Consider the following 18342-nt stretch of genomic DNA (forward strand, 5'->3'; position numbering starts at 1 on the left):
TTATCTTCTTTTTCCGCTTATAATGGAAAAGGGAAGCGATAAACTACCAAATGAATCGTTAAAAACATCAATATCTGTAATTGTTTTTACAGAATCCATTTTAATACTGCACTGTAAGCGTCTTTGATTTTTACTGTCTATTTTTGGGTTAAGTATCAAGTGCTGTAAGCGGTTTTGTAGGGTTAATTTCTGTTCTTTCGCCCATATTCTAGCCTCTTTATGTTTCCCTTCTTTAAAGTCTTTTAATCCATCGTGAAAATCTTGAATTTCTTTAAATGTTACATCGCCTAATAAAACATCTTTGTGTTCTAGTGTCAATACAAACATAGATATTTGGTAGAAATTCTTTTTTATTTTATCTTGTTGGTAATGTCCAACAATTACTCTGTATGGTGTATGGTGTATTATGGACTCCCAAAAATTACGTGCATCCGATAAAGCAATGGTGTTTGAGCCTGTTGCCTTGATTGAGGTCGGTATTTTTAAATGAATGTCATCATCAGCCCCTATATCAAAGCGTTCGTTAGAACTACGCTTTCTATCAGCCGTTGCATAACTAAAAATATTGTTTGAGGCTTTAATAAAGTTCTCAAAACTTTTTCCGTGCATTTGATGATTAGTCTTAGACATCATAACATCCTTACAATCTTGAAGGCTAATTCTGTTTTAGACAATGACCTTACCCCCGCTGTTTGTGAGGTGATGTCCACCCAGTCAATTTCTGCTAAAATTTTTCTGATTCCCTTTGTTTTTTCTTTAATAAAATAATGGGTTGTTTTGCTTAATTTTTGTATGTCTTTAAAAATGACACGACCAGCATAATAGCCTACACGCCTTATAGCAAAATCAGCATTTTCGGCTGACGGTAAAAAATCCATAATATGCTCTATTTTTGGTGCCTTTATCAACGGTCTAATTTTATTATCCCTTGTCCATATTTGCCAAGCACAAGGAACATCGTAAGACTTACCGTCAAAGATAAAAGCATTATCTGGTAGTGTAACATCCTCAGTAATATGAAAATTCCTATTTAACCTATTTTGAACGCTGATTTTACGAAAGGTTCTAGGGACGATAAATGCTATTTCATCAGCATACTCAGCAGAAACATTAAAAAACTTAACAGCCAAGGACGAATTTTTACCAAACGGGGGGTTTCCTATTACAATTTTCTTAGAATAATTGCCATCAAATATTCTGTGGCTATCCTTGAGAAAATCACCTCTAATAACTTTATCGTGTTTAGGTTCAACATCTATTGCTCTTACTTCTTTGTTTAGTTGTAACAATGGCGTTACAAATGAGCCTGTACCAGCAGAAGGCTCAATAAACAGGACATCTTTATCGTTATAGCGATTAGACATCTTAAACGCCAATTCTTTCGCTATTTTATCGCTTGTATAGTATTGCCCTAGTTGTTTCTTTATCATCTAGCCAACCCCCTATAAGTGACAACTTTGCCAAACATATTGCCAAATAAACTATCTAACCTGTCTTGTGTATCAATCTGACAGTTTCCCTCATTAAGCCTAAAGGTAAATTCATTGGTATAACTTTGTAAATGCTTAGTAGAGAAGTTGTGATATATACCATTATAGCCTCTTTTTAACACAGCCCAAACACTCTCTATGCTATTAGTGTGTGCCATACCTTTTACATATTCTTTAGCAGAGTGATTAACTTGCATTCTATCGTATTTAACGCCTTTATAACCTCTTAATTCATCAGTCATAAGCAAAGCATCTTTACTGACATTATTGGATAAAACGGCTTGCAATGTATCGGTTTTAGTGTTGTTTATCACTTCTGCTTTAACATTACCGTTTCTCTGCTTCATACCCATAATGATACTTTTATTTGCACCACCTTGAGAGCCTTTTATTTTTTTATTCTTATGTTTGTTTGCCTCTTTACCACCAACATAAGTTTCGTCCGCTTCAACAATACCACTTAACAAACTATTATCACTAGAACAAGCAAGCCTTAGTCTGTGCATCATATACCACGCTGTAGATTGTTTAATGCTTAACTCTTTGCTTAATTGCATACTTGACACTCCTTTTCTTGAGGTAAGTAATAAATATCCTGCAAATAGCCATTTACGAGGGTCTATTTTGTTTCTTTCAAGTGGAGTATTAGTAAACACATTAAAGTAACTTCTGCAATCACCGCACCAATAATTTACCCCGTCTTTTTGAGGTTTAATTTTACTATCACAACCACATTTACTGCATACTTTTTTACCTTGCCAAATAGTTTTTTCAAAGTATTTTATAGCGCTTTCTTTTGTTGGGTATAACTCCATTAGGTTAAATAAACTTAGTGTTTTTGCTTTTCTTTTATTATTCATATTTGTATTACAAACTTGTTGTTTAAATATGTGATAATTATAATGTATAAAACATTATTTGTCAAGTTTTGTAGTAAAAATATTTGATTATTTTGTCAAGTTAAAGGGATAATTCCCAATAATAATATAGATTTATTTTATAGAAATAATAAATTTGTATTCTTGTTTTTAAGTGATGTGCAAATATAAAATAGACATGACTTAATTTAACACCACTCCTCAATTAAATTTATATTATGGCTTTGCGGTTGATTTTCTTCATTTTTGATTTTATTAACCTTAATCACTACTGGTATTTTTGCCATTAATCCTGCCAAAATACATGTTCCAGTTGCTAAATTCGGAATAGAATCAGCGGAAACTTTATCTAAATAAGAAATGGTTTTCTCAACCGCCAACAAATCATTATTGTTTATCAGTCTATGTAAAAAATAATTATGTAATTGAGATATAATTGTCGTTGAAATATCTGATGGTCTTTGACTGGCAATAGTCATAAAAACATTAAATTTACGACCTTCTTTTATTATTTCTTCAAAAGTTTCAAGGCGATAGTCCTTCCACTCTTTGCTTTCTCTATTGGAGTTACTGGAAAGAATATTGTGCGCCTCGTCTATGATTATGTGTAATGAGTGGCTTTTATTGTTGTCTTTTTTCTTTTTATCATACAACTCTTTTACTAAAAGCATTGGCAGCATTTTACGAATATCCATATTAACATTTCGTAAAGAAACAACCGTTAAATTCTTTTCATTTTCATTTGACTCATCGTCCTTTATTGTTAAAACCTTTTCTAAATCTAATATTCGTTTTTCAAGCCTTTTTATAAGAGGGGATAGATGCTCTCTATTTGAAAAACCTCTAATCATTTCATTAAAATATTTTATGATTATTTTTAGTCCTATTTTTTTTATTTGAGATAAGTTGTCAATATCTACTGTGACATTGCTAAAAGCATCCTGTATTTTTTGCTTAAAGCTGTCGCTACCAGAAAAAACCCCTTCAAGACAAAAACTATAATTTTCCGTTCCTCCAGTTAGATTGTTTTGAAAATATTGAGCCACATTTCTTATACTTTCATTATTTAAAAAATTAGCTAATTCGTATAAAAATTCTACTGGTATTGCTTTATCAATATTTGAGCCACTAACAGATGTAGATTGTATTATTAAGTTTTGGATATGAGTAATAAAATCAGTATCATTTAACTTGTTTTCTATAATTTTATCTTTAATCGCTCTCTTGAGAAATGGCTGTTGGGTTTTTTCTGTTGCTTCTAAGAATATAGACCAAAAAGTAGCATTTTCTATTGTAGATTTTGTTATTGGAAATTTATCTCTTTTATCATCTTCTCTGACTTCTTTGGTTGTCAAATCATAAGAATTTTTACTTTCTTTACTAACAATCGCATCTTCAATATATTCACCGTTAAAATCAATAATTATAAATTTAGCGTTATTTATAAAGTGTGTATTATTTTTGTATTCTTTAAACAATTGGCGATATATCTTTGCCAAAGTGTAAGACTTGCCACTACCAGTATTGCCGAAAATTCCAATATGACTGGCAAATAATTTATTAATTCCTAGTGATATATCGACCCCGTCATCAAACTCTAATTGCCCAATTTTTATTGGCTTATCTTCACTATCTACAAATTGATGAATATTGTTAAACTCTTCTTTGGTAATTAAAAAACAAGTATTTTCTATTAGAGGTAATTCTTTAATACCTCTTTCAAATTTTCCGTTCTCTAAATATCCTAAAATTTTAATATTTAGAATCCTGTTAATTTTGTCTTTATTATTTGTGTAATTCTTTTGGCTATTATCTTTATTTTCCTTAATCAATTCACCTTCAATTTTTCCGATAATTTCTTCAAAGTCTTTTTTAATTTTTACATACCCACCAACGGATATATTTTGAATAATATCGCCTTTATATAGAATAGATGAAGTATTTTTTCCTGTATCAATTCTAACCTTTACTGCCTGACCAATAACTTCGATAACACTACCAACTCTAAAAATTGAATTATCTGCAAGATAGTTCTCTGTAGTAATTCTATTCGTCATCTTCCTGTTGATTAATTTTAGTATTGTCTTGTGATTTTTGATTCTCTTTGTTAAGTTGCTCAGAAAAGAAATTATTTATCTCTTTAAAATCATATTTTTTTTCAGCAAGTAGATAAATATTATTATTTTTAGCCTCATCTTTTAACTTTTTATAAATCTCACTATTATTGTCATGCACAAATATATATACAATGCTTGTTGGGTTTGTATTTGCAACTCTTAATGTCAATTCTCTAATATGTTCGTCTGCAAATGAAAATCCCATAACAAACAAAATGCTGTTTTCTTTCTCTAACTCATTGTTGTATATTCTTAGCAAATCATAATGAGTTTCATTTAAAACCGTGGCTTCAAATTTCTTTTTTGATGGATTGACAATCATCAGTTTGTCATAATTTTCTTTAAATTTATCATCAAGGGATTTTTCTATTTCACTTACCAACTTTAAATCTTTATCTAATTCTATATTTTTATCTTCTGCACACCAAGAAACAGAGCCGTGCAATTTAATGATATTGAATACTGGTATTTCCGAAGTATTTTCATAGTGAAGACTAGTTTTGTAATAAGATTTCTTAAAATTACCTACGCTGTATTTAGAGTTAAATCTTCCATGAAATCCATCATTGAACTCAACACCTGTTTCCTCTAAGGCAATCTCTGAAAAAATATCAACATTGGTAGTAAATATATTTACCTGCTTTGAGAGTAGGGAAGATTCCCTCTGTAAAATTAATGCATTAATAGTTTTATAAAACTCTTTATATTGACTCAATACATCTTGACACTCTTGTGAGCGTTCTAATAATTCTCTATTATTCGATATTGACTTATCAAAATATTCTTTCTTGATCTTTATTTCTTCATCTGTATTTTCTAACTCTTCAGCCTTTGACAATTTCTTTTCAATATCAGTTAGTGTTTTAAAAAACGGCATAGAGACACCAGACCCAATAAGGAAATTTATATTGGCACTTGCTATACTTTTCTTTATATTCTTATCGTTATTCATATTTATAAATTATATCATTTTGCTTAAAATTTCCTACATACCGCATCAACCACCTAACACAACCCTAGCCAAGGACTCTTCTCTAAATCTTGGTTTCAATTTCACTTGAAGTTACATAACTCACTTTTACCTTGTAGCCTGAAACAGTGCTTTCTGTTGAAGCAGAATTTGCTTTGATGGTATCAAGAAATTCCATTAATTCATCAACGGTAAAAAAGAGTAGTTTTTCTTTTTTGATTTTATCCTTAAATTCATTTGAAATATCATTTTTTATTTTGTTTAGATGTTGTCTTTCAGATGAAAGAATAATGACATAGTCAAAAGAAGCAGAAAAACATTTTGTGATATTAGAACTTTCCCAATCATGACAAACAAAGAATTTAGAAGACAAACATCGCAAACATTTACAACTTTGGCATTGGGACAAACTAAATAAAGCTTTTATTCTGGTTTGAACAATCCACATTTAAATGCATTTAAACCTGCAACACAACACATAATTAATTGTGATATTTATAGTTGCACCATTAAAGACGCTTTCATCATTTATCAAAATAACAAACATAAGCGTTTGCCTTGACTCAGAATACCAATCATCAAAAAAAGGCTAAAGGGCTAAAATGGCTTTTTGGAAGGGTAAGGGATAGATTTTTCTTAAGGAAAAATCCTTACCTAGAAAGGTCTCAAAAAGGGCTTGCACTTCTCTCCTGGGAAGTAGTCGTTCCGTGCAAATGGCTTGACCACCACAAAAAAAATATAACATCCAGCCACTGATAAACAATCAGTAAAACCAGTTAAATTTTTGCACACCACTCTTTGGTGTGCAAAATAGCAACAAATTTTTTTAAACACATTATATTGTTCATAACTTAAAAAATTAGATTTTTAAAAATGAATCACAAAAAACCGATCACAACTATTATATTTTTATTTTTAGCCAGTTTGTTGCCTTTAACTGCCATTGGTTCTGCATCTAATGCCAATGAGTTGTTAGCATTAAAAAAACTAGAACAATATATTAGTAACGCTTCTCATTTAATCAATGACGCAGAACCAATGCAAACAGAGGGGTCGAGATATAAATTTGATTATTCTGCATTGAGCCAAGATTTAACTGCTATTAGCAAAAGCATAAATAGATTTATAAACAATAATCAAAAAAATCAAGCGCCAAGAGTTATAGCGCCGTTAGTTCGAGAATATTAGCGTGGTTGGCGTTGGAGTAATTGCTTTTAAAGCATTTATTGGCACATTTTTTTTATTTTGGTTTTTAAGCGTTGTTTTAATGACACAAAAGGCAATGTCAAGCAACAGAATGAGCGTTAGAGAGGCTGGCATGTTATGGATGAGAGCATTGTTTGTTGTGCTTTTAGTAATGGTGATGCTGGCTATAGATTTTAGTAATACCAGTTCATAGATTTTGAATAAATTTTAAATAAAGGAAATAACAATGATAAAACAATATAAATACTTAATGGCAATGGCAAGCGGCATCAGTATGGAGGCATTTTCAGCCATACCAACAAAAGTTGGGACAATAAATGTCAACTCAGATGATGTCATGGCAACAATATGGGAAGTTGCGCAATTATTTTTCTATTATGGGGCATGGATAGCTATCGGAGTTGCTCTTATTGGCGGTGCGTACACGATTATTGGCGCATCTTTTGATGCCAAGAAAAAAGGTGATTCGGGCATTCTTTGGTCAACTATTGCCAATCAACTGGTGGTAATCGTAGTAGTGATGGTGATTGCTATTCTAATTATCAGTTATATGGATATTTAGAAATGAAACTAATTGAAAACATAGGGATTTATAAGTCATGTTCTTTTATAGAATTAACGGCTTTGTTTTCATTTGCATTTTTTGTGCTTTTTATTGCAGTGTTATTGCTATCTATTCCAATTGGTATTGGTTTGGCAGCCTCCAGCATTTTATCAATTTTTATGGTGAGCCTTTTATTAGCGCCATGGTATCAAAACAAAAAACGAAATTTACCCGAAAGATTTCACATGAAAAAAATTGCGCTTATTGTTAACGGTTTTTTTGGTGTCAATGTGCAGAATAACACTGTGTATTCATCATTTAGTCATCAGTAAATAAAATATGACGAATACTAAGGACAAAATTATTGATGCAGATAAAGCAACAAAAGTTAAAGAGAGGCATTTATTCTCAATAATTATGGGACTGGTTGTCGCAATTATTATCTTAGTTTTCGTTGTGTTAACATTATCAATAAATAGGACATACCGAATTTCTTTGCCGCCAGATCTTCAGTTCGGAGCGGTTGTAAACACTGATGAAATAGATAGTTTTGAAATTTATTCTTTTGCAGGGGCAATTACTCAGCAATTAAATCTATGGAAAAATGGCAAAACAGACTTTAGAGTAAATATTGATAAGTTTGCGGCGTATATAACACCAGAATATCGTGCATATCTTTTAGATGAATACAAAAATCTTTTAAACCTTGGTCAGTTAAATGACCGTGAACGCTCATTAGAAGAAGAAAATATGTATCAAGCAAACAATGTAACAAAACAATCTGATAATTCGTGGAGGGTTAATATTACTTTCCACCATCAAGAACATATTAACAATAAGCGATTTAAAGATTTAAGAATTCAACATTTTATTAAAGTTGTTTATAGGAACATTGACACAGAGTCAAACCCTTGGGGGCTACAACTTGATGTCCCCTGGGAAAAGCCAATAAGATTAAGGGGTTTAGATGATAAGGGTTAAATTACTATTTGCATTGATAGTATTGTTAAATTTAACAAATGCAAATGCTGAGTTGCGCTTGTTAGATTTTCTTGGTGAGCCTATTAAATTGACACTTTTTGTCAACCAAGAAGTGCAATTAAATTTTGAAAAACCTTTGGACAGTATTGGCACCCCTGATGCAATTAAAGATAAACTGCAAACGCAGTTAATTGACTCAAGGTTGTGGATAAAGGCAACAAAACCTTTTAAGCCAATACGAGTGCTCGTAAAAAACTCAAAAGGCAAAATTAGTGTATTTTTATTATCCTCTATACCACATACCAAAAAAATACAGCCGCATCCCATTAAATACAATGTAATTATCGAGAGAACACAGGCAAATCAAGATAATAACGAGCCGCATGCAAAATTCAATGCTAAGAATGTAAAGAATTTGAGTTATGTTGATTTGACTAGGTTTGCAGCACAAACTTTTTATGCGCCAAAAAGACTGATTAATAAGATTGATGTTGTTAGAGTGCCCGTTAATACCAAAAATCCAATAACATTGTTCACTTGTTCAAAAAACTTAGCATGTAATGGCAATGTATCGGCTGTTCTTCTTGCGTCTTGGAGGTCGTCTTATAACAATTCTTATGTTAGTGCTATTCTTTTAAAGAACACAACCAATAGACAGATTGTATTAGACCCTAGAGATTTACTTGGAAACTGGAAGTCTGCAACTTTTCATTTTAACCGACTTGGTCGAGCTGGAAGCCCAACAGATACATCCGTTGTTTATTTAATTTCATTGTCATCATTTGAGCAAAGTTTGTGAAAATTATTAAAGGTATATTGGCTTTTATATTGATAGTGTTCTTAGCGAGCATTTACTTGTATCTGAACGATGGCGATACGAGTGTTGCAACAACAAATAAAGAAACTCAAGGTGATAAAGTAAATAATAAAAAAGAATCTCAGGAGCCAACGAATGAAGAGTATAAAACGCTCCAGGGTGATAAGGATAATGTTGTGGAAAGCAATAATGCTTTAATGGAAAAATTTAGTCAATTAAAAAATCAAGTCAATAGTTTTGTAAATGCGCAAAATAAACCAAATTCCAAAACAAATGAAGTTCAAGACAACACTGAAGATATTGTTGCAAAGGTTGTATCACTTGTAAACAAAAATCTTGGGAAAACAGCAAAAGATTCCAAGGGCTATAAAATTAATAATCCAAACAATCCTGCTTCAGTTAATCAGATTAAGTATAAATGGACAAAGTCCCTGCGTTCTGGTGTATTTGACGAAGACGGAAACTTTGTACCATCTCCATATTTAAAAACAGAAACAATTGAACCAGTTTTTAGAAATAATAAAGACGAAAATAATGAAGAAAATGCCAAGGTAATACTAAGACCAGTTTATACAATACCGCCTAACAGCGTTTTATCTGGGGAACTTGTAACAGGACTACTTGGAAGAATACCAGTTGACGGACAAGTAACCGACCCCTTCAGATTTAGCATTAAGATTATTGATAAATCTTTTTACGCAAACAGGCACACAAACAATGTTTTACAAGATGTTATCGCCTCTGGTTCCGCCAGTGGAGACTTATTATTATCTTGCGTTAGGGCTACTATTGACTCAATTACTTTTATATTTGAAGACGGCACAATAAGCAACCATGAAATTAGTGATGTGGCTGAACTTACCAATGAACACGGGGTTCCTTGTATCAAAGGTAAGCTTGTTAGTAATGCGGCGCAATATTTAGGTGCGTCATCAATTTTATCTGGGCTATCATCTGCCGCTAAAGCGATTGCTGAAGCGCAAAAAACAACAACAAATAACTCTAACGGAAGTTCATCATCATCGGTGACAGGGTCGCCATCAAAACTAGCAGCATATAGCACTTTGATCGGTGGTGTTGATGATGTAAAGGATTGGTATGACAAACGAGCAAAATCGTCTTTTGATGTTATTGTTGTTCCTTCAGGAGAACGGATAAAAATATTAACAAAAGAACAGGTCAACATTGATTACGACCCCAATGGCAGAAAATTGAATCATCAATTTGCAATAGGAGGGGGAGGTAATGAAACACTTGACTAAGTTACTATTGACACTACCAATAATATTTTTATTATCTGGTTGTGATAGTAGTTTAAAACCTGAAAACCAAGGTAACAAAATGGAAACATTTTTTCAAAACAACAATATAAAACTGCATCATCTGAAAAAACAAGGTCTAAACGCAGGGTTTATTAGAACACAAGAAACCGAGCTTGAAAATAATTTCCCCAAATTGCCCAATCCTGTTTTGAATATGTTTATATACCCGCACATAACTAAATATGACAACCCTGTGCCGGGCTACACTACAAACTTCAGACTCTATGAAGTAGATCATTATGCCTTGCCAAATGAGGATTTATAAATGAGATTGATGGATGCTTTAAAATCAAAAAAACCCCTCACTAAAGCAGAATTAGGTAGTCCATTAATATCAGACTCTAATAGGGATAATTTATTCGCCCCTTCGTTTGTTGATTTGTTGCCAGTAAAGTGCCATCTCAGCGATGGCATATTTCATTTTAGAAATGGAGGTCTTGGTAGTATTTTTAAGATTGAAACAATCAGCCTAGAAGCAACAACTGAAGAGTATCAACAAGAGGTTTTAGAGGCACTAACTTTTGTTTTGAAAAATGCCATTTCTTATGAACATATTGATTTTTGGTTGTCTCAAATGTTTATCGTTAAAAAGCAATCAGCAAAAGAAGTTTTAAATCAGATTCATACGCATTGCAACAATAATAAAGACGAAAAGACTAATACAAAATTCGCTCAAAATTATCTCGAATCAATGGACAGCCATATTCAGTCTTTATCTAATAAAAATGGGGCATTTATTGACAAAGAAACGGGAGAGCCTTGGTCATTGTCACAGTTAGAAATTTATTTCTGTTTTTGGCAGGAAAAAAGCATTAGCATTCAAGACTTAAACAAAGAATTTGGCGTAATTAATGATGCAATTGTGAGGATTGAGCACGCATTAGTTCAAGCGAAAATAAAACCAAAGCGCATGAACGAACAAAATTACATTGACTTTATTAGTAGTTTTTTTCATGATAAGAAAATTCCGTATAAACAGAATGCATTAAATATCTTGGATGAAGACTTATCGCAGATTGCTCTAAATCATCCAAATATTACAGTCCAAGAAAATGGTATTTTTTGCTTTGAACATGATGAGAAAGTTAAGTACGCTACTTATATGCCACTTGAAAAAATTGATGATGCAAACAAAATCAATATAGGTCATTTAAGTGCTGAAAATAAAAACACAAAACTGTCATTATTTGATAGATTGCCTGTCGGCAGCATTTGGTCACAAACAACTATTTACATCTCTCATGACAAAGCCGATGAGTATTTGGAAAAAATTAAAAACAGTTCAATCGGTAAAGACACAAAGTCGAGTCAAAATTCAGATGATGCAGAGAGCGCTCAAGTTATCGCTGCACAAGGCGACTACATTGTCAGATATGCCGCTGGTCTTTTTTTATTTAACAATAAAGAAAATAAATTAAAAGAAGAGACAAGAAAGGTCAATTCTATTTTTGGCGCATTGGGTCTAAACTTACTAGGGCTAAAAGAAAATCCTTTATCTCAAGACGATTTCATCAGGTCACTACCTTTTTGTTTTGATTATGATTTGGATTTAAAGTTTTACAAAAAACGCGCCTCATTGCAACACATTTCCACAGTAGCGGCACTGTCTCCATTTTATGGCAGGAGCACAGGTACAGGTTCAGCAGGAGTGGTTAAATTTAATCGTGGTGGCGAGCCCTTGATGTTTGATCCCGTGATTGACAAAAGCCAAAACGCTTTCGGGCTTCTGTTCGGTCCATCTGGCACTGGTAAGTCGGCTTGGCTGATTGAGTTCTTATTTTCAATGATGGCAATCCATAATCCAAAACATGTGTTTATTATTGAAAAAGGCGACAGTTTTGGACTGTTTGTTGATCATTGTAAACAACAAGGATTGAGCACCAACAAAGTAATTATTAAAGCAAGTTCTAAAAATATTCATTTGCCACCTTTTGCTAATGCGACTAGGTTGATTCTTGATAAGAATTTAGATCAAGAAAGAGATTTGCTTGGCGAGTTGTTAATTATTGCACAGCTAATGATAACAGGTGGCGAAGCAAAAGAGTCTGAAAAGTTTGAGCGCAGCGATTGGGATACCGTGGGTAATGCTATTCAGTTAGCGGCAGAAAACACACTTAGTGATGGTAGAGACACAACACTAACAGAAGATGTGATTAATGCTTTGAATGAATTAGCAGGCTCTAATGATTTAATGGAGTCTGAGAAAGAACGCATACGGAAAATGGCGAAAAGTATGCGTGTGTATATTAATTCTGAATTTGACAAACGAATTTTTAACACATCGGGAGAATTGTTTCCTGAATCAGACATTACTCAGCTTGATGTTGGTGTGTTTGGTTCGGATGGGTATGAATCAAAATTAGTCGTGGCTTTTGCTTCTTTAGTTAATGACATCAACAGAATTGCTGAACAAAATCAGTTTAGTGGCAGACCAATATTTTTACTAATTGATGAAGCGCATCTTTTTACAAAACATCCTCTTATTATTAGCTGGATTTTGAAAATGGTAAAAATGTGGCGTAAGTGGGGTGTTTGGGTTTGGTTCGCAACACCATCTTTGAAAGATTACACCGATGCAGCTAGTTCAATGTTTGATACTATTGAATGGATTATTTGTCTAAAAATTAAAAAATCAGAAGCAGCAGAATTAGCAAAGTTAATTGATATGAGCGACGAACAAAAGAAATTGATTGCATCAATAAGTGGTGCAAAAGGACAGTATAAAGAAGGCGTTGTAATTAGTGATCAATTGAGCACTCTTTTCAGAAGTGTGAGTATGCCCTTAGCATTATCACTTGCAATGACAGAGCAATCTGAAAAAGCCACAAGACAAAAGATAATGAGAGAGCACAATTGCAATGAAATGGAAGCTGCATATATGATTGCTGATGAGATATTAAAAACAAGGACAAGGATTTCAGGTTAATTATGAAAAAGGTTATAATCACATTGTTTTTATTATTTGGAACAACACAAGCAACACAGGCCAATGCAAATGAAGCTTGGATTTTTGGCACCAAAAAACAAGTGTTTACCCAAGCCCATAAAATAGAAAATTCTTGGGACATTAAATATTATTTAATTGACGGTGGTATAGGCTTTGAAGCAAAAATTAGTCAAGGATTAAGTGCTAATGAAAATAAAGCAATGCAACAGGTTAAGCAACGATTTGCAAAATATAAATCACAGTGGGTTTCTAGTGCAAAGAGAGCGTGGCAAGGTGCAATTAATGCACAATCACTTAATATCGAAAAAGTGCCAGCAATTACTTTTGATAAAGGGAAAACAGTAATTTATGGTATAACAGACTTGTCAGCAGCACTAAGAATTTATAAAGGGGCGATAAAATTAAAATAATCATACTAACACTTTTCCTTTTTGCTAATGTAGGTGTCGTTAATGCAAAAACATTTAGTGTCGCCAATTTATCTAGTAGCGCAATCTCTAAAGACTGTTTAGATTATTGTGTGGATGGCGTTTGTTTTTGGTTGGTTTGTGGGTTTTTTGGTTGTAAGATAAAGACAACGCCACATATCAATCATAATTTGCCAGACTTCGTAGTTAGTAGTTATAACGAGCCAGGGTATAATCCATTTTCAGAAGTGCAATCTTTGGATTTGATGCCAGGGATTCAAGGTGGTAATTTAAGCACTAAAGGCAAGAGATCCAATAGTGCCATTAAATTTAAAGAAGCGAGCGTCATAGGCAATCCTGTTGCTTATGCGATGGGAAGAGCAAGATATTTTTGTAACTCTAAAGTTAAGCCTTATATGCCATATTACCTATCCACTTTAGATGAAAAAATGTGGCGTAGCGGTTTAAGTGACATGTTCTATCCTAGCACATGGGCACCTGGTATGAATGAGGTTAGTTCGAGCAAAGGTCAAACGGATAAGTTTTTAAAGTCTTGGGGGTCTTTATACCCAAGAATTGGTTTTTTAAATCAAACAAATGAAGTTAAGGCGGCATCAGTTATTGCCTCTAGGGGACTTGAAGTTATAACCGAAGGTGGCTTGAGAATCCATCAATCAGCAGGGTGCACCAATTCTGATTGCATGAAAGAAAATGGCAAATGGCAAATGGTTTCACCAATTGAAGAAAATTCCTGCCGTGCCTTTGGTGTTGAAAGTGTCGAAACATTAAAAGATAAAGTTGATGAGGACGGTCAATATGGCTGGACAGCGTGGCGAAACTATGGCTGTTGCATACCAAGGTCAGGCGCATTCATAGGCTCATCGATTAGTGGTTGTTTAAATTAAAAAAAGATTAAAAAATGGAGATATATACATGAAAGGACATAATAATACTAATAGACCCGGACCTTTAAGAAATTCCAACTCATTGGAGTTAAATACTAAGGAAGCTGTAGCGCTTTTTTATGGCAGAAAAAAGACTGAAGAATTAAATGCAATCGTTGGGTTAAATGTATTTTCAAGCAAAATTAAAGACATCAATAATGCAGCTCACAATAATGACCCATACGCTGACTTTTTCCTATTAAAAATTGACACTGCGTTAAAAGAGACAGAGAAGCGCCTAATTGATTGGCAAAATGACTTTACAGAGTTAAGTGATAAGTCGTTAATAAAAATCAATCAGGGTGGCTCAACTAAGCCGGTTACTTTGGAAACAAGTTTTTCAAGCGTGTATGCTAATATAGCCTTAAGTCTTTTAAAACGCGCTGATAATTTGATGCTAACAATCTATGCTTTGAAGCACATAGGTATGATAAATAGAGCTAAGTGTAATAAACACATAACTGAAGTGAATAGAATGATGCGCAAAGCTTTTTTGTCCGCTGATGGTTATAAATATTTAAATATTAATAGAAGGGATGTTGAGCAAAAAACAGCGAGATACCATCAGGCGCATATTGCAATGAAATTTAAAGAAGAGCTTCCTCATGAAATTTTAAATAAGAGTTTAAGAGCTGAACACGCACCAAATATTGTTATTGATCCAAATGACATTTTTAAAAAACCAAAAAAAACAATAGGAAAAAAAGATGATTAGCAAAAGTGCAGTTATAGACAAAATACTCAAGCAATATATGGGTGCTTATGACTTTGTTTGTGGTGAGTATTTTACAAACAAAACAAAACCAGCCCTTAAAAAGTTAGGAAAATGTTCAAAGACGGCGGATGATTTTATAGATTTGTTCCTAGATTCAAAAATATCAAGAGTCCGTGTAACTTTCACTGATACATCTGAAAAGTGGGACCCATGCTATGAGCCTTTAATAGTGTTTCTTTCTGATCGAACACATTGGGATTTTTGGACAGAGGGTTTTAATGATTATTTGATTAGAACAGAGGGTGGTAACAACAACCAAAGTTCTGTGTTATTTGAACTAAGAGAGCCACTAAGTCAGATGGAAAAAAGCGATATAAGACAATGGATTTTAGAGGAATAATCAATTTTTTTACAAAGAGTAACAAAGTTGATAACTGCGAACAGATACAATCCGCTGATGTGTTATTGCTTAAACACAAAAGATTAGTTAGTAACATTTACCACCATTCTCATGTGCCAGAAAAACATTTTGAGAGCCTTTATCTTTATTCCATAAAACGCCTTGCAGTTTGGGTGCAAGATTTACCCGCAAGTCAAAATCACCACCATTCTAACAATGGTGGTTTTTTATTGCACACACTTGAGGTTATTGAAATAGCACTTAAACAACGCAATAATAAAATGCTGCCTATCGGTTCAAGTGTTGAAAAACAGAATGAAAAAAAAGATTTATGGACATTTGCTATTTTTGTGGCTGCACTGTTACACGATATTGGGAAGACTGTTAGTGATGTCAATATCATGCTATACGATAATCAAAAAAAGGAACTTGGCAGATGGTCTCCTTGGTTCGGTAGCATGTCAAATGTCGATAAGGCAAAATACTATCAATATCAATATAACAGCAATAGAAAGTATCAGCATCATAGTTTATTACCCTTGTCGTTTTTAAGTCAATTTATCAATCCAACCGCAATTGATTGGTTGCAAAAAGAGAGTGATTTATTTACGCTGCTTTTATTTACGCTGCAAGGCAGAAATGCAGAAGGTGCAATGATTGCAGACATTATTAAATATGCAGATTCTGAGTCTAGTGCCAAATCATTAGCAAGCAGCATTGGCACTGGTAGTGCACGCAATCCATTAGAACCGCAACCGAAATCACTAGCAGACAAGTTGCTTGATACTATGCGTCATCTAGTGTTAGAAACTGACTTAAAAATAAATGCACCAGGTGCTGTAATGTTTACCACTACTACTGACATATATTTTGTGTCAAAAGTTATGATGGATAAAGTTAGAAGCAGCCTAGATAAAGACAAGCAAAAAGGAGTGCCTTTCGATAATTCGCGAATGATGGACGAGTTATTGCAGTTCCATATTGTCACACCAAATTCAGAAGGTAAGGCAATTTGGAAATGCGTGTTAAGCGGCGGTGGATTTAAAAAACCAGTTAATCTTACAATGTTAAAAATGCCTCTTGAAAAAATATATTATTTTGAGAGCGGTAAGGATTTCTCACACTTCTCTGGAGACATTGAAGAAGATGGTGTGGTTAAGGATGATGATGCAAAAAATATAATAAAGACAGATAATGACAATAACAGCAATCCAACTCAATCTGACCAATCTAATGACGGTAGTGAGGGTGGTAATGAGAATAATGCAATAATAAACCTTCCGATGCCGCCAGGGTTTGAAACAATTGTTGATGACAACAATAACGATGACGGTAATCAAGATAAAGAAACACCAAAAAAAGATAAAACAACCTCGCAAATACAAAAACCTAAAAAACCATTAGAAAAAGAGAAAATAAACACTAATCGGAGTCAACAACCAACACTAGAAACAGAACTTGGCAAGGGGTTCCTTGCATGGCTTATACAATCCGTCAACAATAGAGCCATTGCGATAAATACCACTCAATCCAAAGTGCATATTATTGAATATAAAGGCAATAAAGCTTTATTTTTAGTCAGCCCTAAAATCTTTAAAGAATATAATATTGACCAATGGGCACAAACCCAAAAGCAATTTGGGCGTTTAAAAAGCAATTTAAAAACGCACACAAGTGAAAACATTTGGCAGGTTAAAACAAAAACTCAACGAAAAAATAAGAAGCCATCAACAATTAGAGGGTATTTAATTGTAAACCTTGATGGGTATAATATTGATAACTTGCCAGAAGCAAATAAATATCTTGACTTAATTACCCAACAACCAAAGGACAATAATCCCGATGAATAGTGTTTTTGCAATATTTAGCCTTTTTTTGGTGTTTCTCTTTTTGTAATTGTCCTAGTATCGATTGGCTTTGTTAAAAAAAATCAATCGATTGCGTTATACAAAACGAGAGGCGTTATTCACTAAAGCGGAAATAAATTTTTTAAAAACATTAGAAAAAATTGTTGATTCGACAAACTAAAAAATAGTATTTACCAGTTAACCTAGTAAATACTTCAAAGCACTGTCTAGACCTATTATTCATTGAGGAATAGACTAGTATGTTAGTCCCTTTTAATTTAAGAACCAAGGTATAAATTATGAATATTAGAAAAAACAGAAAAGACATGGAAATACGGGAAAAGTTGGGCAAACAAAACAATAAAGTCTTGCATCGAGCCTACAGAAACACACCACTCACAAACAAACAAAAACAAGACAACAGACAACGCTCATCTGTTCGCTACATTGTTGAGCGAACCTTTGGGCTGCTCAAACTTCATCACGGCTTAGGCAAGGCAAGATACCTTGGATTAGAGAGAAACAAGACCCGAGCACAACTGATTGCCATGAGTCATAATCTTAAAACAGGGATGAATATTTTTAAACAGATGCGAGAACTGCAGGATTGTTGCGTCTAATGGTTGAAATAAAGGTAAAAATAGGCGGGAAATCGCCAAGAAATGCAAACAATCGGCCTTGTTTTTGGGTTTTTGAAGAAAGTGAGAATAATTTTGAAAAATCTTTTTTGAAAAATTACAAAAGTTGGGATTAAAGC

At 33.3% G+C, this 18342-nt stretch carries 22 protein-coding genes; 16 read left to right on the forward strand and 6 right to left on the reverse strand.

Translation table 11 applies throughout. The features are described from left to right. The 6 genes from AB8525_RS00350 to AB8525_RS00375 all read right to left on the reverse strand — a co-directional run bounded on the left by AB8525_RS00350 (position 1) and on the right by AB8525_RS00375 (position 5903). A complete protein-coding gene (locus AB8525_RS00350) occupies positions 1-609 on the reverse strand; it encodes a hypothetical protein (protein WP_369177911.1) in 609 nt (202 codons plus the stop codon). 20 nt (positions 610-629) lie between these two features. Beyond that, entirely contained in the window at positions 630-1430 is an 801-nt protein-coding gene (locus tag AB8525_RS00355) for an SAM-dependent methyltransferase (protein ID WP_369177913.1), read from the reverse strand. Beyond that, positions 1427-2350, reverse strand: coding sequence for an IS1595 family transposase (locus AB8525_RS00360; RefSeq protein ID WP_369177915.1), 924 nt, complete (start codon positions 2348-2350; stop codon positions 1427-1429). Before AB8525_RS00360 ends, AB8525_RS00355 begins: the two co-directional genes overlap by 4 nt. Positions 2351-2556: 206 nt before the next feature. After that, complete coding sequence (locus tag AB8525_RS00365) at positions 2557-4425, reverse strand: ATP-binding protein (RefSeq protein ID WP_369177917.1); 1869 nt, start codon at positions 4423-4425, stop codon at positions 2557-2559. Then, positions 4415-5437, reverse strand: coding sequence for an SIR2 family protein (locus AB8525_RS00370; RefSeq protein ID WP_369177919.1), 1023 nt, complete (start codon positions 5435-5437; stop codon positions 4415-4417). The genes AB8525_RS00365 and AB8525_RS00370 overlap by 11 nt, the downstream gene beginning before the upstream one ends. A gap of 82 nt (positions 5438-5519) precedes the next feature. Beyond that, positions 5520-5903 (reverse strand): hypothetical protein, encoded by a 384-nt coding sequence (locus AB8525_RS00375; RefSeq protein ID WP_369177921.1) that lies wholly within the window; start codon positions 5901-5903, stop codon positions 5520-5522. A gap of 425 nt (positions 5904-6328) precedes the next feature. Between AB8525_RS00375 and AB8525_RS00380 the strand changes: the two genes are divergently transcribed. The 16 genes from AB8525_RS00380 to AB8525_RS00455 all read left to right on the forward strand — a co-directional run bounded on the left by AB8525_RS00380 (position 6329) and on the right by AB8525_RS00455 (position 18339). Beyond that, positions 6329-6643 carry an RAQPRD family integrative conjugative element protein gene (locus AB8525_RS00380; protein ID WP_369177923.1) on the forward strand — a complete coding sequence of 105 codons (315 nt, stop codon included), beginning with the start codon at positions 6329-6331 and terminating at the stop codon, positions 6641-6643. Between the two features lies 1 nt (position 6644). Beyond that, a complete protein-coding gene (locus AB8525_RS00385) occupies positions 6645-6854 on the forward strand; it encodes a hypothetical protein (protein ID WP_369177925.1) in 210 nt (69 codons plus the stop codon). 33 nt (positions 6855-6887) lie between these two features. After that, a complete protein-coding gene (locus tag AB8525_RS00390) occupies positions 6888-7223 on the forward strand; it encodes a hypothetical protein (protein WP_369177926.1) in 336 nt (111 codons plus the stop codon). A gap of 2 nt (positions 7224-7225) precedes the next feature. After that, on the forward strand, positions 7226-7537 hold the full coding sequence (locus AB8525_RS00395) for a hypothetical protein (protein ID WP_369177927.1): 312 nt from the start codon (positions 7226-7228) through the stop codon (positions 7535-7537). Positions 7538-7544: 7 nt separating this feature from the next. Continuing rightward, positions 7545-8186: a DUF2895 family protein gene (locus tag AB8525_RS00400; protein WP_369177929.1), complete on the forward strand. Its 642-nt coding sequence runs from the start codon at positions 7545-7547 to the stop codon at positions 8184-8186. Then, positions 8173-8985 carry a TIGR03749 family integrating conjugative element protein gene (locus AB8525_RS00405; RefSeq protein ID WP_369177931.1) on the forward strand — a complete coding sequence of 271 codons (813 nt, stop codon included), beginning with the start codon at positions 8173-8175 and terminating at the stop codon, positions 8983-8985. Before AB8525_RS00400 ends, AB8525_RS00405 begins: the two co-directional genes overlap by 14 nt. Next, the gene (locus AB8525_RS00410) at positions 8982-10265 is read left to right on the forward strand and encodes a TrbI/VirB10 family protein (protein ID WP_369177933.1); all 1284 of its coding nucleotides are present in this window, start codon (positions 8982-8984) and stop codon (positions 10263-10265) included. Before AB8525_RS00405 ends, AB8525_RS00410 begins: the two co-directional genes overlap by 4 nt. Positions 10266-10344: 79 nt before the next feature. Further along, the gene (locus tag AB8525_RS00415; RefSeq protein WP_369177934.1) at positions 10345-10590 is read left to right on the forward strand and encodes a hypothetical protein; all 246 of its coding nucleotides are present in this window, start codon (positions 10345-10347) and stop codon (positions 10588-10590) included. After that, complete coding sequence (locus tag AB8525_RS00420) at positions 10591-13251, forward strand: conjugative transfer ATPase (protein WP_369177936.1); 2661 nt, start codon at positions 10591-10593, stop codon at positions 13249-13251. A 2-nt stretch (positions 13252-13253) separates the two neighbouring features. Then, on the forward strand, positions 13254-13682 hold the full coding sequence (locus tag AB8525_RS00425; protein ID WP_369177938.1) for a DUF1525 domain-containing protein: 429 nt from the start codon (positions 13254-13256) through the stop codon (positions 13680-13682). A 110-nt stretch (positions 13683-13792) separates the two neighbouring features. Next, positions 13793-14584, forward strand: coding sequence for a TIGR03756 family integrating conjugative element protein (locus AB8525_RS00430; protein WP_369177940.1), 792 nt, complete (start codon positions 13793-13795; stop codon positions 14582-14584). 28 nt (positions 14585-14612) lie between these two features. Continuing rightward, on the forward strand, positions 14613-15338 hold the full coding sequence (locus AB8525_RS00435; protein WP_369177941.1) for a PFL_4669 family integrating conjugative element protein: 726 nt from the start codon (positions 14613-14615) through the stop codon (positions 15336-15338). Further along, the gene (locus AB8525_RS00440; protein WP_369177943.1) at positions 15331-15738 is read left to right on the forward strand and encodes a hypothetical protein; all 408 of its coding nucleotides are present in this window, start codon (positions 15331-15333) and stop codon (positions 15736-15738) included. Before AB8525_RS00435 ends, AB8525_RS00440 begins: the two co-directional genes overlap by 8 nt. Further along, entirely contained in the window at positions 15720-17588 is a 1869-nt protein-coding gene (gene mobH, locus AB8525_RS00445) for a MobH family relaxase (RefSeq protein WP_369177945.1), read from the forward strand. The genes AB8525_RS00440 and mobH overlap by 19 nt, the downstream gene beginning before the upstream one ends. A gap of 323 nt (positions 17589-17911) precedes the next feature. Next, positions 17912-18205: a transposase gene (locus AB8525_RS00450; protein ID WP_369177947.1), complete on the forward strand. Its 294-nt coding sequence runs from the start codon at positions 17912-17914 to the stop codon at positions 18203-18205. Next, positions 18205-18339, forward strand: a complete 135-nt coding sequence (locus tag AB8525_RS00455) for a hypothetical protein (protein ID WP_369149926.1) — start codon at positions 18205-18207, stop codon at positions 18337-18339. Before AB8525_RS00450 ends, AB8525_RS00455 begins: the two co-directional genes overlap by 1 nt. Positions 18340-18342: the final 3 nt, after the last annotated feature.

Source organism: Candidatus Thiodubiliella endoseptemdiera, assembly GCF_964212635.1.
Lineage (GTDB): Bacteria > Pseudomonadota > Gammaproteobacteria > PS1 > Pseudothioglobaceae > Thiodubiliella > Thiodubiliella endoseptemdiera.